Raw genomic sequence first — 16343 nt, forward strand, 5'->3', positions numbered from 1 at the left:
TCAAAGCGTGTCGCAGCGCTGCGCATCCGCAACGCCGGCCTGGGCCAGGCGCTGCGCGCGCGTAGCCCACATTTCCCATTCCTGCACCGCCAGCGCGGCATAGCGGCCGTCGCCGCCGGAGGCATCGAACACCGCGCGCACGCAGCGCGTGGTCACCGGCGCGAAACGCAACGTCTGCACGCGGCCGGCAACCGCGCCGCTCGTCGCCTCCGCCAGCGGCCGCCACTGCCCGTCCTTGCGGTATTCCAGATGCCAGCGCGCCGGCGGCGCCACGCCTTCGTTGGCGCCGCGCGGATGGTCGGCCCAGAACACGATGCGGCTGCGCTGCAGCGTCACCGGCTGCGCCCAGCTGTACTGGATCCACTGCTGCGGCGGATTGTGCGCGGTCCAGCTGCCCCACATCTGCGGCGGCAGCGGATTGCGCTTGACCACGCCGTCGTTGAGCGCGGCGATCCAGTATTGATGCGGGATGTCCGGGCCGTTGGAAGCGCTGGCGGCTGCGTAGCGGGCGACGTTGCGCTGGACCGGCTGCGGCGGCTGCGGCGCGCGCGTGGCCAGCACCGGGCGAATGCGTGCCGGCCGCTGGGTGTCGTCCCAGTCCAGCCGGTCGATCGCCACGCTGCGGCGGAAGTGGCCGCCGCCCTTGGCATCGGCGGTGTGATAGACCAGATACCACTGGCCCTTGAATTGCACGATGCCCGAATGCGAGGTGGTGGAGGACACCGGCGGCAGGATCACCCCGCGGTAGGTCCACGGCCCCAGCGGCGACGGCGCGCTGCCGTAGGCGATGCAGGCGTGATACAGCGTCGGCGTGCAGTCCGAGTCCGGCCCGGCGCGGTTGCCGGCGTAGGCCATGTAGTAGGTGCCGTTGCGTTTGAACAGCCACGGCGCCTCGAAATAGCCGTCCAGCGTGGTCACCGCCACCGCCGCGCCCTTGGGCGTGACCATGTCGCGCTCCAGTTCGATCCCGAACAGCTTGCCGAAGGTGCCCCAGTACAGGTACACGCGGCCGTCGTCGTCGACCAGCACGGTCGGATCGATGTTCTGGATCGTGTTCCTGACCGGCAGCGACTGCGACAGGATCGGCCCTTGCGGATGCGCATCGCGCCACGGCCCCAGCGGGCTGTCGGCGACCGCCACGCCGATCGCGAACGGATCGGCATTGGGCGAGTGCCTTTCCTCCACCGGTGCGTACAGGTAGTAGCGCCGGTCCGGTCCCTGCACGATCTGTGCGGCATAGGCGCGGCCCGCGGCGGCCCAGGCGAAGACCTGTTCCGGACGCAGCAGCGAGGGATAGTGGGTCCAGTTGCCGCTGCCGACATCGTCGGTCGCCAGCATTTGCCAGCGCTGGATCACGAAGTCGTTGACGTCGGGCGGCGCTTCGTCGCGGCCGGCGATGATGTACAGCTTGCCGTCGGCGACCAGCGGCGCCGGATCGGCGGAATAGTCGCGGCCGTCGGCCAGAATCGGATTGCCGGCGCTGTGCACGCTTCGCGCGGGCAAAGGTGCCGCCTGCGCGCCAGCAACGGCAAGCGCCAACAGCAGGCAGGCGCCGATGCGCCGGGCAACACGCGCGGCGCGACGCAGGCTCATGGCGCCACCGCCGCGTCGACCACGATCTGCAGCCGCACCGGCAACTGCCCGCTGCCGCCACGCCCCTGCGCGCTGCCGACGATGCTGCTGGTACCCGGCGCCGCATACGCAGCCGGCGCCAACGGCGGCCACTGCACCGGCACGCGTTCGCGCGAGCCGTCGTTGTACTGCACGCCGACGAATGCCGGCAGCGCCGGCACCTGCCCCGCACGTACGTGCAACGGCGGCGGCGCCTGCACCGTGTTGATCTGGCCCGGCGCGGTGGCGCGCACCCAGATGCTGGCGCTGACCGGCATGCCGCCATCGGCCAGGCCCTGCACCTGCACGCGGCCTTCGCCGGCCAACGACGACGCGTCGAGTTGCGGCCAGCGCACGCCCAGCCAATCCCAGCTGCCATCGGCGAAATAAGCGGCGATGCGCTGCGGCAACGCCGGCGTCTCGCCCGGCGCCACCCGTACGTCGATCGGCTCGACCGCGTCGGCGCGTTCGGCGAACACCTGCCATTCGTCGATGCCGACCGCGGCATGGCCGTCGCCCTGCACCGCGGTATCCAGCACCGCACGCAACGCGCTGGTGGTCACCGGTGCGAACGCCACGCGGCTCGCTTCGCCGCGCGCGGCGACCGGATAGCCGCCGCGCACCGCGATGTCGCGCCACTGCTCGCCATCGCGGTATTGCAGCTTCCACGCGCGCGGCGGCGCCACCCCGCCATCGGGCTGGTCGTCCCAGAAATACAGCGCCGCTGCGTTCAAGCGCTGCGGTTGCCGCCATTGGTACTGCACCCACACCGAAGCCGGTTGCGCGCGGCCCCAGCTGCCCCAGCGGCGATCCGCGGACGGCGCTTGATCCGGCGCGGGCAGCAGCCCGTCGTTGAGCGCCTGCAGCCGGTGATGGCCAGCGGTGACCTGCGCGCTGGCCTCGGCATCGCCCTGTACTTCCAGGCCCTGCCCGGCCGGCGTCGGCGCGGCGACCACGGCCACGTCGGCATGGCCCTGCAACGCGCCATCGTCGGCCTGCAAGCGCAGCGTGTAGGCGCCGGGCGCGGTGAAGCGCACGCTGCTGCTGGCCGCCTGCGGTTCCTCGAAGATCGCCGCGCCGCCGGTCGGCGCCTGCAGCACGCGCCAATGCAGCGCCAAGCTGCCGTTCGGCAGCGCGTCGTCGCCGACGCGGCCAACGACACGCAGTGCGCCGCCGCCGACGCCATCCTGTTGCCAGGCCTCGACCTGCGGCGCCTGGTTGGGCCTGGCCGCAGGCGCCCGCGCGCCGCTGGCATAGGCCTGGATTTCCTTGATCCCGGTGCGCAGCGTGCCGGCATGAGTCACCAGCACGCGCAACCGCTGCACGCGCAACGCGGGGAAGCGCACGCGGTTGCGATTGCCTTGCGCGATCGGCGCATCGCGCACCTGGCCGGGCACTGTCTTCCACGCATGCCCGTCGAAATACTGCAGCACGTACAGCCACGGCGGCGCGTAGCCGGCGCGGGTGCCGGACGGAAACCCGTGCTGCTCGCCGGGCGGCGAGGAGCTGCGGTAGAAGTACAGGCGCACGTCGTCAAGCAGTTGCGGCCGGCCCAGGTCGAGCTCGATCCAGTCGCTGCGCGACGGCGACCCGGCCGTGCCCCAGAACGGTTCGTTGGCGGTGCTGCTGTCCACCGCCGCGGTGGCCGGGAAACCGTCGGCGGCATAGCTGGCGCTCACCGTCGCGCCTTGCGCGAGGTTGCGCGCGGTCGCCGGCAGCGTGGTGTCCACGCCGGCGTCGGCCAGCACGGTGGTGATCCGCGCATCGGCGGCGAAACGCACCTGCGCCGGCGTCTGCAGGGCGATGGCCTTCGAACCGACCACACGCAGCTGCGCGGCATCCGCATTGACCGCATCCGGCAGCGCCTGCACGCGGCCGCTGGCCGGGTCGTAGAGCACATGCGCCAGGCGATCGACGGTGAACGCCAGCTTCCCGTCCAGATACAGCGAATAGCCCTTGGGCACCGCGCCGCCGTAGTGGCGACCATCGCGGTCCCAGACGATGGACAGGTCGCGGTCGCGGTAGCGCACCGCGTCGGCGGCGAAATGATCCCAACCGATGTCGATCGGATACAGCTCGATCCTGGCGTCGCTGCGCGGACGCAGGCCCATCGCGTCCTCGATCACGGTGAAGTTGGTCGCGCCGAGCTGGGTGTGGTGGATCCACGAGCGGTAGCCGATGCTGCCGCCGGCGGCGGCGCTGCCCTGCGCCCAGAACTCGTTCTGGTCCGGGTAGCGGTTGTCGCCGTCGATGTAGTGCGCCCAGGCGTTCCAGTACAGCAGCTTGCGGTAGCTGCTCGCGTCCAGGTACGGACTGGGATAGTCGCGCAGCGCGCTGCCGAGCAGGCGAAAGGCGACGGTGGAGTTGATCACCGAGAAATTGTTGCTGCCGCCGGCGCCGCGCGCCTGCCGGTCGGCCTGGTTGGCGGTATAGAACGGGAAGATCGGGTACTGCCGCGCGTCGGCGAACAGGCGCAGCGCGCGCACGTACTTCGGATCGTAGTCGGCATCGCCCTGCCTGGGCATCAGGCCGACGCTGAACGGGTAGTAGTTGTTGGTTTCCTTCCAGTCCACCGGCAACCGCGCGCCATCGGCCTGGCGCTGCTTGAGCAGGTCGCCGTGCAGGCCCATGCCATCGGCGGTGGCGCTGTGGTCCTGCCACAGCACGGCGAGCACGGCGCTGCGGATCTTGGCCGCCAGCGCCTGCATGCGCACAGCGGTGGCCGCATCGCCGGCGAGCTGCGCGGCCTGCGCCGCCGCCAGCGCGTTGGCGTAGACATAGGCGCTCTCGCTGCGGTCCATGCGGATCTGGCCGTGCTGCTTGGCCCAGTCGAAGGACACCGCGTCGGCGTCGTTGCCGGTCATCGCCGCCCAGTCGTACTCGATCAGGCCGTTGCCGTTGCGGTCGTAGGCGCGCAACAACGCGTCCACGTCGGCGCTGGCGTAGCGCGCCAGCTGCGCCGCCACCGCCGGTGGTCCGCCGTGCAACTGGTAGGCGCGCCAGGCAGCGGCGCTGAGGTATTGGGCGTAGGAATTGGACCAGTTCTCCGGCGCGCCGGGATTGTCCACGTACTTGCCGCCGCCGGCGGTCTCGCCGGCGCCCAGCCACGAGCCGTACGCGTAGCTGGGATCGCGCAGGTACTTGAGGTCGTCGATGAACATGCCGGTGGTCAGCACGATCGCATTGTCGTAGCCGAGCACGCCTTCGATCGCCACCGGGAACTGGTAGTCGTTGCCGGGCACCGCGGCGTCGAGGAAATTGAACCGGAGCAGCCACCAGCGATAGAACAACGTCTTGTCGATGTTGTCCTCGGGCGTGTCCAGGTACGGCAGGTTGTCGGCCCACCAGCGGTTGTAGGCGACCACGTGTTCGCTGTACGCCTGCTGCGGCGACTGCGCGGCGATGCGCCGGTACTCCTGCAGCGACGCCGGCAATTCGCGCGTGACCAGCCCGAGCTGCACCTTCAGCGTGGCCGCTTCGCCGCTCGCCGGCACTGCCACGCGGCGCGCGATGGAACCGCCCTCGACCGCGAAGCCGTCGCCGGACAGCCGCGGAAATACCGTGGTGATCGCGTTGTGGGTGGCGAACGCGCCGGTGAGCTCGGCGCCGTCGGCATGCGTGGCCATCGGCGAGATCGCGCGCAGGGTCAGCGTGCGCGCCACGCCGTCGCTGCTGGACAGCGTGGCCTCGGCCACGGCCACGTTCTGCTCGCTGATGAACTTGACCAGGCGCAGCCGCACGCCGGCGCCGGCATCGGCGTAGACGCTGCTGAAATAGCTCGGCGTCTGCCGCCGCTGCGCGCTGTCCTCGACCAGGTGCAGCGGCGTGCCGTCGATCTCCGCCTGCAACCGGAACAGCGCATCGTGGCCGGTCTTGTGCGCATAGGCGACATCGCCGACGAAACCGGGCTGCTGCGGCTGGTGGGTGTACATGTACGCGGCGCGGCCGCGGCTGAACAGCCAGTTGTTGTCGTCGTCGAACCCGCCACCGGTGCCGCTGCGCGCGAGCATGTGGTCGATCCAGAAATCCTTGCCCGGCGCCGTGCCGGCGCCGGCCGCCAGATCGGCGGCGAACACCCGCTGCAGATGCCCGCCCGGCGCGAAGGCCACGCCGCTGTCCGGAATCGGTGTCGGCGTGCCCTTGAAATGCGGATAGCCGAGCGCGGCGTTGCTGGCCTGCAACGCTTCGCCATCCGCCGCGGCGACGGCGCTGGCCGCCACCGCGCCGCACGCCGTGCACAGCAGCACCGCGAGCAACGCGGCGGCGGCGCGCGGTTGCCGCCATGCCGCGGCCACGCCGCCTGCCGGCAACCTCAAAACTCGGTCCTGAGCCGGGCCCAGAAGTAGCGTCCCAGCGTGTCGTAGGTGAACGCGTCGGTATTGGCCGCGCTCGCATAGCCGTAGTACTGCGGCGGCTTGCGGTTGCCGACGTTGTTGGCGCCGGCCGACAGCGTGGTGTGCAGGCTCTCGAACTTCCGGCTCAGCGAGACGTCGTGGTAGGTGACCGTGCCGACCTTGAAGTAGACGCAACTGCCGTCGGCGGCGGTGTTCACGCAGAAGTCCTCGTAGGCGCTGCCGACCGTGGTCGGGCCGAGCAGGCGCGTGTTCCAGCTGGCGTGCCACGGCCCGTTGTCCCAGCCCAGGTTGAAGCTGGCGCGCCAGCGCGGCATGTTGCCGTAGCTGGACATCTCGCCGACGTAGTTGTGATCGTCGCCGCTGAACTTGTAGCTGGACAGGAACGTGGCATCGACGCCGGCCTGGAAGTTGCCCCAGGCGGTGTCGCGCAGCGCGTACTTGATGCCGATGTCGTAGCCGCGGATGTCGACCTTGCCGCTGTTGATCGCGAACGGCACGGTCACGCTGACCAGTTGCCCGCTGGCGTTGCGCTGGATCAACGGGCAGTAGGTGCTCTGGCCGTCGTAGCAGTTCTGCAACACCTGATCCAGGCCGACGCCGTTGATCATGTCGTCGAGGGTGACCCGCCAGCTGTCCAGGTTCAGCGACAGGCCGTCCGCCCAGCCCGGATCGTAGACCGCGCCTACGTTGTAGGAACGGCCCTGCTCGGGCTTGATCGCAAAACCGGCATTGGCCGAGCCGGTGGTCAGCACGTTGAACGAGGAAGTGTTGACGAAGCTGCCGTTGGTCGGCACGTTGGCGCAGGCCGCGGCGTTGCCGCCGCCGGTGTAGCCGTTGCACGGATCGGTGTAGTCGCCGGTGCTGTCCACCACCGAGTTGTACGGCGAGCCGTACAGGTCGCCCAGCGCCGGCGCGCGGAACACCTCCGAGCCGGTGGCGCGGATCAGCAGGTTGTCGATCGGCCGCCATTCCAGCGCGACCTTGCTGTTGGTGGTGTTGCCCCAGTAGTCGTACTTGGAATAGCGCGTGCCCAGGTTGAGGTTCAGCGCCTGCGCGCCGGGCACGTCCTTGAGCAGCGGGATCAGCACCTCGGCGTAGGCTTCCTTGATCGTCTCCTCGTGGCCCTGGTTCATGATGCAGCCGTCGTTGTAGTCGCAGTTGCCTTCGGCATCGGCGGCGGCGACCGGATTGCTGGTGCCCTGCGAGAACCCGTTCTTGCGGAACGACAGCCCGAACGCGGCCTGCACCATCCCCGCCGGCATCGCGAACAGGTCGCCGTTGACGCTGGCCTCGGCGAACTTCATCGTGCTCTCGTCGATCAGGTCGACCGCGCTCTGGGTGGCCTTGATCCCGGCGATGGTCGCCGGATCGTCCGGATTGAACACGTTGATCGGGGTACAGCCGGAGATCACGTTGCCCGGCGTGCCGCACTTGACCACGCCGTCGCTGTCCAGGAACGAGGCGCCGACCGCGTTGTTCAGCGCCGAGGTGATCGAGAAGCCGTTGCGCACCAGGGTGTCCTTGTAGCGCGCATAGCCGGCCGCCGCGTCCCACTGCCAGCTGGTGTCGGCGAACTTGCCGCGCAGCCCGGCCACGATGTTGGTCTGGTACATGGTCGAGGTGTAGACGCGGGTGTTGGCCGCCTCCGAGCGCAGCAGGTAGCGCGACAGCTGGCTGCCGAACGGGTTGTAGTAGTTCTGCGAGGCGTTGGGCAGCTCCAGGCCATAGGCGGTCAGCTGCGAGGTGGTCTCGCTGCGGGTCCAGAACATGTCCAGGTAGCCCTGCACGTTCGGGGTGAAGTCGAAGCTGGCGTGGGCGGAGAAGTTGGTGCGCTGCACCGGGGTGATCAGGTACTGGCCGTAATAGGAGTTATAGCCTTCGACCGCCTGGCTATAGGTGTGGAAGTCGCTGGCATCGACCGCACCTGGCGCCAGTCCGCTGTTCGGGGTCAGCACGCTGCCGTCGCTGAGGAAGGCGCGGGTGCCGTTGCCGCGGCGCTCCACCACCTGGCCGTTGAGATAGTTCACCGCGGTCTTGGCATAGCTGCGGTCCTCGTCGTACAGCGCGTTCATCGAGCTGCGGCTCAGGCCCAGGATCAGCCCGCCGCGCTCCCAGGTCTTGCCCCACTCCACGCCCACCGAACGGCGGTTGCCGTCGCCATGCGTGCTCTGGCCGTAGTCGACGGTCGCCGCGGCGCCGTCGTACTTGTCCTTGAGGATGATGTTGACCACGCCGGCGATGGCGTCGGAGCCGTACACCGAGGACGCGCCGTCGGTCAGCACCTCGATGCGCTCCACCATCGCCGCCGGGATGGCGTTGATGTCCACGCCGGGCGCGGCGGACACGCTGCTGGCCGGGCCGGCCATGCGGTGGCCGTTGACCAGCACCAGGGTGCGCTCGGCGCCGAGGTTGCGCAGCGAGACCAGCGCGCGGCCGTGGCTGAAACCGGAATTGAGCGAGATGTTGGGCATATTGCCGGCCATCGCCGGCAGCTGCTGCAGCAGCTGGCCGAGCGTGTCCTGGCCGCTGTCCTCGATCCGCTGCCGGTCGATGGTGATCACCGGGCTGGCGGTTTCCGCATCGACGCGGCGGATATGGCTGCCGGTCACCGTGACCTTTTCCAGCGTGGTGGCGGCCGCGTTGTCGGCCGTGGCGTCCTGCGCCAGTGCGGCGGGTGCGGTCGCGGCCAGCGCCAGTGCGGTGCAGATCGCCGCTGCCAGCGGGCCCGGCCGCTGCGCGCGGCGCCACGAAGACGGGAAAAGCGGCGCAGCGCGTTCAGACAAAGACGACATCGGGATTCTCCTGGGCGGCGACGCATGGCGATCGGCAGGGCCGGCATGCCCTTCCCCGGGCTGCCATCCCCATCGCCAGCGGTCGTTGGCGGGACGGAACAGGGCGTCGTGTGCAAGGCGCGGCGGCAGCGCGAGCTGCCGCCGTCGCCGCTGCGTGCGGCGCTGCATCGTGCAGGAATCTCCCCCGGAGACTTCATTGCACGGACACAATGTGCGCGTACCGTGATGGCGTCGTCTTGTCGTATTTATCGGTTAAACGTGCGGAATATCGCATTGCGCGACGCGCAACGGGACATTTCCGACTTTTTCGCCACTCAGCCGTAGGCGGCCGAAATCGTCATTTCCCGCGCCGCGCCGGCGGGCACCTGCACGCGCTCGTTGCGCGGCCCGGACAAGGCCACCGCGCGGCCGTCGATCAGCACCTCGCGCACCTGCGTGCCGGCCGGCACGCGCAGGGTCAGCCAGGTGCGTGTCGGTGCCTGCGCAGGCAACCTCAGCGTGCCGTCGATGCGCTTGCGCGCCGGATCGCCGCGCAGGCTCAACGACACCGCGCCCCAGCGGGTCGGTGCGGCCTGGATCGCGATCGGCTCGCCGCTGCCCAGCCACGCGCGCGGCAGCGCGCGCGCCAGGAACAGTTCCTCGCCGGCGCTGTCCTCGAACACCAGCATCCAGCGCAGCAGCAGCGGGATGGTCATCTGCGCCGGGATGCAGAACAGCGGCATGCCGCCGGTGATGCCGCTGACCTCGCCCGCGGTCCAGCTGCCGCGCGTGTGCACGTGGTAGCGGTGCGCGTACAGGAACAGCAGGTATTCCTCGATCCGGTCCAGGCGCAACAGCTGCTGCGCGTAGCCGTAGGAGATGAAGCCGAGCAGGTCGCGCCCTTCCGGGGTGGGCGGGGCGATGTTGCCGACCACGCCCAGGCTGGTGCCGCCGTGGCCGCGCACGCAATCGACGACCAGGTGCGCGAGCTCGTCGGGCAGCACGTCTGCCTGCAGCAGTTCGGCGTAGGCGCGGTGCGGCCAGCCCTGCTCGCTGGGGCTCTCCTGCTGCAGCGACTGGCGGAAGGTCAGCTTCACCCCCGGCAGCGGGCCGATGTAGGCCGGCTTGAGGTCGCGGCGGATATTGGCGCGCAGGGTCGTGTGCAGCTGCGCGGTCAGTTGTTGCGCGCGCCGCCGCCACTGCGCCGCGGCGGCCTGCGCGCCCGGCCCGGCGATCGTGGTCCACACCGCGGCGATGTCCTGCCAACCGCGGATCGCCAGCGCGCTGTTGGCGTAGTACGGCTTCCACCACAGGGTCGGATCCGGGAACAGGCAGGCGTCGGATTCGTTCCAGCCATGGATCAGGCCGTGCCCGGGCGCCTTGGCCGGCAGCTTCAGGCTGGCGTCGTGCAGTTCCAGCAGGATCTGCACCGTCGCTTCGATCTTGCCGCGATGTTTGCGCAGCAGCGCCGCATCGCCGGTGTAGCGCAGGTAGCGCGCCAGCAGCGACAGGGTCAGGCCGAACTGGCCGGTCTCCGCGCCGCGCATGTTGACCATGCCGTCGTCCTGCACGAAGTCGCTGAAGTAGCCGTCCAGCACCGCGCCGGCCTGGGCGAAGCGGCCCCACTCCAGGTTCGCGTACAGCGAGCTGGTGAAGGTGTCCTGGAAGCCGTCGTATTCGTTGCCGTAGTAGTCGCGATCGACCGCGCCGTACTTCGGATACGTGCCGCCGGGGCGCACCACCAGTTCGCGGACGAAGGCGAAGCGCGCCATGTCGCTCCAGCTGGCATCGGGCAGTTGCGCCTGCACGGTGTCGGCGAGCAGGCCCTGCCAGTAGCCGGCGAAGGCGAGCAGGCCGCGGTAGAAGTCCTCGGCGCTGCGCGGACCGCGCCGCGGCGGATAGTCGGGATAGCTGTAGCCGTACACCACCTTGGTCACCTGGCCGTGCTCGACCAGCGCGCTGCGGTGCCAGGTCTGCACGATGAAGCGATCGGTGGCGAGCACGTCGGCGAACAGCAGCACATCGTAGTAGCGGCCCTCGCCGGCCGGCACCACCTTGCGCACCGCCGGCATCCAGCCGCCGATCAGGCCTTCGTGGCGGCGTGTGACCAGTTCGGCCTTGCCCAGCTCGGGAAAGGCGTGCAGCGCGCGATAGGCGCGGGTGCGGCCGTCCGGATACACGGGCATGGTATCGGCGCATTCGCGGGTGCCGACGAAGGTGGTCCACGGCAGGCGCCCGTTGTAGTCCTTGGGATCCAGTTGCGAGGCCGGCGGCGGCGCCGCGTCGCGCACTTCGTCCATGCGCGGATCGCCGTCGCGCAGCAGGCGGTCGGCAAGCAGGTCGGCTTCGGCCAGCGCCACGTCGGCCAGCTTCATGCCGAAGTACGGCGCCTGCGCGCTGGGGTAGACCGCTTCCGTGCGCTTGCCCAGCACCAGCGCGCCGCCGGGGCCGAGCAGGGTCAGGTCGCCATCGGCGCTGCGCAAATCTTCGTACACCTGCCATTGCGCGCCGGCCTCGGTGAAGCGGCATTGCAGGGTGTGGCCGGCTAGCGCATCGGCGGCCAGCGGCTGCAGGCGTGGCAGGGCCGGTGCTGGCGCTGCGGCGGGCGCTGCATTCGCGGGCGCGGCGATGCCGCCGGCGAGCGCTTCGACACCTGCGACCGCGCCGACCGCCAGCCCCTGACGCAGGAAATCTCTCCGATCCATGTACCGTCCCCCGATGAGCAATAGCGCATCATCGTGCGCCGCAGGTGCGGCGACGTCTTGTGCGCTGTGTCGAGGATCGGTGCGGAAAATTGCATAGCGTTGGGTGGGGTGCAGGAGCTGCGCTGGGCTTTGTGCTTGCTCTTGCGGGTTGCGCAGGAGCAGGTACGCGAGGCTGCGCCCGTACCCTCATCCGCCCCTGCGGGGCACCTTCCCCCGAAAAGGGGGCCATGGTCCCGGTGGGAGAAGGGACAGCGCTAGCCCCTCTCCCGCCGGGAGAGGGGTTGGGGTGAGGGTCCGGCGCGAAGCGTCTCGCGGAGTTGGGTGCACGAGGCTACGCCCGTCCCCTCATCCGCCCCTGCGGGGCACTTTCCCCAAAGAAGAGGGCCATGATCCCGCAGGGAGCGGGAGAGCGGCGCGGCCTCAGGCCAGGATGTCGAGGAGGCTGCCGATGGTGTCGTCGGCCGCGCGCAGCACCCGCGCATTGGCCTGGAAATCGTTGCGTGCGGACAGCCCGCCGACCATGTCGTCGACCAGGTCGCTGCCCTCGCCGCCCGCCGCCCGCACCTGGACGCTGACGCCGCCGCCGGGCGCTTCCTGGTTGGCCGTCACCTGGCGCTGGAAACCTTCGGTGGCGGCGTTGGCGACATTGTTCGCGCGCGCCTGCAGGCCGGAGGCGGCGGCGCGCATGCCGGACAGGGCGATCGAGGACACCGAGGCGATGGAACTCATGCGCGTTTGCTCGTCGGGCGGCCGGGTTGCGGCCGCAAGGTCAGTAGGTTCCCACGGTCACCCGCAGCACGTAGGGATCGGCACGCCGGAAGTTGAGCCCGTAGTCGGTCTCGTCGCCGTTCAACAGGCGCACGAACCGCCACTGCCCATCGACGTAGCGGCCCTGCTCCACGCGCAGCAGTTGCCCGTACTTGCCATCGGCACGGTCGCGCACAAATTCAACGCGGGAATTGAAACCTGTGACCAGGAACACGTTCGGCTGCAGTTCCTGCACCAGCGCGCGGCCATCGTGCTGCGGCGTGCCGGGCAGGATCGCCGGCGCCTCGCCCCAGCCCGGCGCGCCGAACGACACCTGCGCCTGCCACGGCCCGAAGCGCAGGCTCTGCTTCGGCACCCCGGCCTTCTCCACCGCCGCCTGCAAGGTGCCGGCGAACGCGCCGGCGGCCAGTTCGCGCTGCAATGGCGCGAGCAGGCCGAAGCCGGCCACATGCGCGGCGATCGCGGCCTGGTTCTCCGGCGTGTCCTCGTTGCCGTCGATGCCGAACACCGAAAAGCCGATGCCGCCGCGGCCGAGCACGTGGAAGTGGTACGGCGCGGTCGCCGCCTCGAAGCCGGTCTCCGAGACCCAGGCCGGGTTGTCGGCGCGCGCGTACTGGCCGACCACCTTGGTGTATTCGTCGTAGTCGCTGGTGTAGATGTCGGTGCCGATGAAGTCGATCGCCGGCGTGGCCAGGCGCCACAGGTCGAACACGTTCCAGGTGGCGCCACCGGCCGGGTATTCCTCGCCCGGCTTGGTGCGGCCCTTGTAGCGCAGCCAGGTGTTCACGTACAGCGGCAGCGGATACGCGGCCTTGCCGGCGGCGGCGACCTGCTGGATGTAGCTGGCGTTGCTCCAGGCGCTGAACATTTCCTCGGCGTCGCGGCCGAACACCTGGGTCCAGGTGCCGGCCGGCTTGCCAAACCGTTGCAGCACTTCCGCCGGCACCGCAGCATCGAACGCGCGCTCGCCGGCGGCGCCGTGGTCGCGCACGGTGCCGATCGCGCCGGGTTCGTTCTGCACCTGCACCGCGATCACCGTGTAGCGGCCGGCGTCGATCTTGCGCAGGTGCTGCATCAGCGCGGCGAAGGCGCGCGCGTCGGCCTGCACATTGGCCGGCGCATGCGGCGACAGCACATCCACCGGCTCGCCCTTGGCGTCGCGCATGCGCGGATACGTGGCCGGATCGCGCTTGATCCATTCCGGCACGTAGTGCATCTGCCCGTTCTTCCAGGTGCCGAACCACAGCACGATCAGGCGCAGCCCGCGCGCGCGGCTCTGCTCGACCAGCGCATCGACGTTGCGGTAGTCGTAGCGGCCCGGCTCCGGCTCGAACTGTTCCCAGTACACCGGCGCCTCGACCGTATTGGCATGCAGCGCCTGCACTGCGTCCAGCGCCTGCGGCAACACCTGCGGCCAGGCGCTGGAGTTGTGCAGCTGCGCGGCCATGATGCTGTACGGCGCGCCGTCGACGAACAGCGCGTGGTGGCCGTCGCGGCTGACGTAGCGCGGCATCTCTTCGGCGTGGGCGAGCAGCGGCAGCAGCATGGCCAGCATGGCGTAGCGGACGACTGACGACGCTTTGTGTAGGAGCGGCGTCAGCCGCGACACCGGCGCCGAACGGATTCTGGCTTCGGAAATATCGGTCGCGGCTGAAGCCGCTCCTACAGGGAAGTGCGGATGGCGGTCGGTCATTGCGCGTCTCCCGCGGAAATGGCATTCCAGCGCGGCGTCTGCGCGCCCAGCAGATGGCGCACGAAGAAGTCGTACTGGCGCCGCTGCACGTAGTCGATCGGACCAGTGGAGCGGCCGACCGAGTGCTCGCCGCCGGGCACGTTCAGCAGGTCGAAATCCTTGCCGGCCTTGATCAGCGCATCCACTACCTGCGCGGTCGAGGCTGGATCGACGTTGCTGTCCTGCTCGCCAACGATCATCAGCAACTCGCCGCGCAGCTTGCCCGCGTTGTCCACGCCGGAGGCGGCGGCGTAGCTGGCGTCCACCGGCCAGCCCATCCACTGCTCGTTCCAGCTGATCTTGTCCATGCGGTTGTCGTAGCAGCCGGCGAACGCCACGCCCACCTTGTAGAAATCCGGATGCCGTTCCAGCGCGCCCAGCGTGCTCTGCCCGCCGGCCGAGGCGCCGTAGATGCCGACCCGGCTGATGTCGTAGGACGGATCCTTGGCCGCCAGCGCCTTGTGCCAGGCGATGCGGTCGGGGAACCCGGAATCGCCGAGGTTCTTCCAGGCCACGTCGTGGAACGCCTTGGAGCGGTTGGCGGTGCCCATGCCGTCGATCATCACCACGATGAAGCCCAGGTCGGCCTGCGCCTGCATGCCGATCTGCTTGTCGCCGCCGGAGTGGTAGCCGAACGGCCAGAAGGTCTTGGGCACGAAGCTGTCGTGCGGGCCGGCGTAGATGTTCTCGATCACCGGGTATGTCTTGCGCGGGTCGTAGTCGCGCGGGCGCACCACCATGCCCCAGATGTCGGTGCGGCCGTCGCGGCCCTTGGCCACGAAGGTCTGCGGCGCGCGCCAGCCGGCGGCCTGCAGCTTGCCGATGTCGCCGCGCTCCACCACCTGCAGCAGCGTGCCGTCGATGGCGTGCAGCTCCATCACCGGCGGCAGGTCCGGGCGCGAATAGGTGTCCACGTAGTGGCGGCCGTCGTCGGCGATGGCCACGTCGTGGTCGGCGTCGGCGGTGGTCAGTCGGGTCAGGTGGCGGCCGTCGAAATCGACCGCGAACAGCTGCCGGTAGTACGGGTCCTTGCCCGCATCCATGCCGCTGGCGGAGAACCAGATGCGGCGCTGCGCGTCGTCCACGCGCAGCACGTCGCGCACGATCCACGCGCCCTTGGTGATCTGCGTCTTGACCTTGCCGGATTCGCCATCGAACAGATAGAGATGGCGCCAGCCGTCGCGTTCGGAGATCCACAGGATCTCCTTGCCGAGCCCGTCCACGTCGTGACGGTAGCTGCGATCGGCGTAGACGAAGGTCGTGGCGTCCTCGCCCACCGCCACGCGCGCGCGGCCGCTGGCCGCGTCCACCGCGATCGCGCGCATGCGCTGGAAACCGCGCTGCACGTAGTCGAACACGAAGCTGCGGCCATCCCTGCGCCACTGGATCGGCGACAGCTGGTACGGATTGGCGAACAGCGCATCATCGATGGCGATGCGCCGCGCGCCGGCGCCTGCGGACACGCCGGCGAGATCGAACAGCACCGGCCGCTCGATATCCACCGCGTCGCCGGGCTTGGGATACAGCTGGGTGCGCACGCGCGGCTGGCCGCCGCCGGGCGGCGCCGCCTCCACTCGCGTCACCCGCCGCGCGAAACCAGGACGCACCTTGTACACCGCAAGCCGCTGCGAATCCGGCGACCAGGCCAGCGTTTCCGGATCGTAGAAATCGTCGGCGCGGCCGTCCTCGCTCAAGCGCAGCACGTGGCCGTCGGCGACGCTGCGCAGCACCACATCGTGGCCGTAGGCCAGCGCGTCCCAACGCCCGTCCGGCGAACGTCGCGGCGTGTTGTCCGCGGCCACCGCCGGATCGCGGACCACGCCGAAGCCGCGCGGCCGCGGCTGCGGACCGGCATCGGCGCGCGCGCAGACATAGTCGGCGAGCGTGCAGCGCCACGGCACGTAGTCGATCTGGAACACGATCGCGGCGTTGTCGCGTCCGGCGTCGGCCGCATAGCTGAAGCGCTCGAACGGCAACCGCAGCGCCGGGTACTCGGTCCCGGCCGCGGCACTGAGCCCGCGCGCCAGCCGCAGCGCATCGAACGCCGGCTGCTTGCGCTGGCCGGCCACGTCCTCGAGCACGAAGGCGAAGCCGCCGGGCACCGTCTTGCGGTAATAGAACGTGCCGTCGTCGCGCCATTGCGCCGGCCAGGTCACGTTCTCGGTCAGCGTCATCCACGCCTCGCGCAGGCCGAGCGAGCGCTGGTAGTCGGCGGCGCTGGGCGCGGCCTGGGCATGGCCGGCGAAAGACACCGCAGCCAGCACGATCGATGCAGCGAATCTGTTCATTGCGTTCCGATATCCCCTGAATTCCCTGCCCTTCTGTAGGAGCGGCTTCAGCCGCGACACGGGCTCTGCAGCATGCTGTCGCGGCTGAAGCCGCTCCTACAAAAAGCGGGCAA

General features: G+C 69.9%; 7 protein-coding genes. All 7 read right to left on the minus strand.

Features of this window, described 5'->3' with window-relative positions; translation table 11 throughout:
• Positions 1-1593, minus strand: a complete 1593-nt coding sequence (locus H9658_RS05740; RefSeq protein ID WP_191824674.1) for a family 43 glycosylhydrolase — start codon at positions 1591-1593, stop codon at positions 1-3.
• On the minus strand, positions 1590-5927 hold the full coding sequence (locus H9658_RS05745) for an Ig-like domain-containing protein (protein WP_191824675.1): 4338 nt from the start codon (positions 5925-5927) through the stop codon (positions 1590-1592). The genes H9658_RS05740 and H9658_RS05745 overlap by 4 nt, the downstream gene beginning before the upstream one ends.
• The gene (locus H9658_RS05750) at positions 5924-8758 is read right to left on the minus strand and encodes a TonB-dependent receptor domain-containing protein (protein ID WP_191824676.1); all 2835 of its coding nucleotides are present in this window, start codon (positions 8756-8758) and stop codon (positions 5924-5926) included. The genes H9658_RS05745 and H9658_RS05750 overlap by 4 nt, the downstream gene beginning before the upstream one ends.
• Before the next feature lie 314 nt (positions 8759-9072).
• Positions 9073-11442 (minus strand): glucosidase family protein, encoded by a 2370-nt coding sequence (locus tag H9658_RS05755; protein WP_191824677.1) that lies wholly within the window; start codon positions 11440-11442, stop codon positions 9073-9075.
• A 420-nt stretch (positions 11443-11862) separates the two neighbouring features.
• Positions 11863-12171 carry a flagellar basal body rod C-terminal domain-containing protein gene (locus tag H9658_RS05760; RefSeq protein ID WP_191824678.1) on the minus strand — a complete coding sequence of 103 codons (309 nt, stop codon included), beginning with the start codon at positions 12169-12171 and terminating at the stop codon, positions 11863-11865.
• 40 nt (positions 12172-12211) lie between these two features.
• Positions 12212-13765 carry a DUF5597 domain-containing protein gene (locus tag H9658_RS05765; RefSeq protein WP_225209785.1) on the minus strand — a complete coding sequence of 518 codons (1554 nt, stop codon included), beginning with the start codon at positions 13763-13765 and terminating at the stop codon, positions 12212-12214.
• Between the two features lie 134 nt (positions 13766-13899).
• Positions 13900-16230 carry a S9 family peptidase gene (locus H9658_RS05770; RefSeq protein ID WP_191824680.1) on the minus strand — a complete coding sequence of 777 codons (2331 nt, stop codon included), beginning with the start codon at positions 16228-16230 and terminating at the stop codon, positions 13900-13902.
• Positions 16231-16343: the final 113 nt, after the last annotated feature.

It is taken from the genome of Xanthomonas bonasiae, assembly GCF_014836395.1.
In the GTDB taxonomy this organism is placed as follows: Bacteria; Pseudomonadota; Gammaproteobacteria; order Xanthomonadales; family Xanthomonadaceae; genus Xanthomonas_A; species Xanthomonas_A bonasiae.

Bases quoted from the DNA above. Each gene is read 5' to 3' on its own strand.
- H9658_RS05740 (WP_191824674.1), bottom strand. From the start codon at position 1,593: ATGAGCCTGCGTCGCGCCGCGCGTGTTGCCCGGCGCATCGGCGCCTGC.
- H9658_RS05750 (WP_191824676.1), bottom strand. From the start codon at position 8,758: ATGTCGTCTTTGTCTGAACGCGCTGCGCCGCTTTTCCCGTCTTCGTGG.
- H9658_RS05755 (WP_191824677.1), bottom strand. From the start codon at position 11,442: ATGGATCGGAGAGATTTCCTGCGTCAGGGGCTGGCGGTCGGCGCGGTC.
- H9658_RS05760 (WP_191824678.1), bottom strand. From the start codon at position 12,171: ATGAGTTCCATCGCCTCGGTGTCCTCGATCGCCCTGTCCGGCATGCGC.
- H9658_RS05765 (WP_225209785.1), bottom strand. From the start codon at position 13,765: ATGCTGGCCATGCTGCTGCCGCTGCTCGCCCACGCCGAAGAGATGCCG.
- H9658_RS05770 (WP_191824680.1), bottom strand. From the start codon at position 16,230: ATGAACAGATTCGCTGCATCGATCGTGCTGGCTGCGGTGTCTTTCGCC.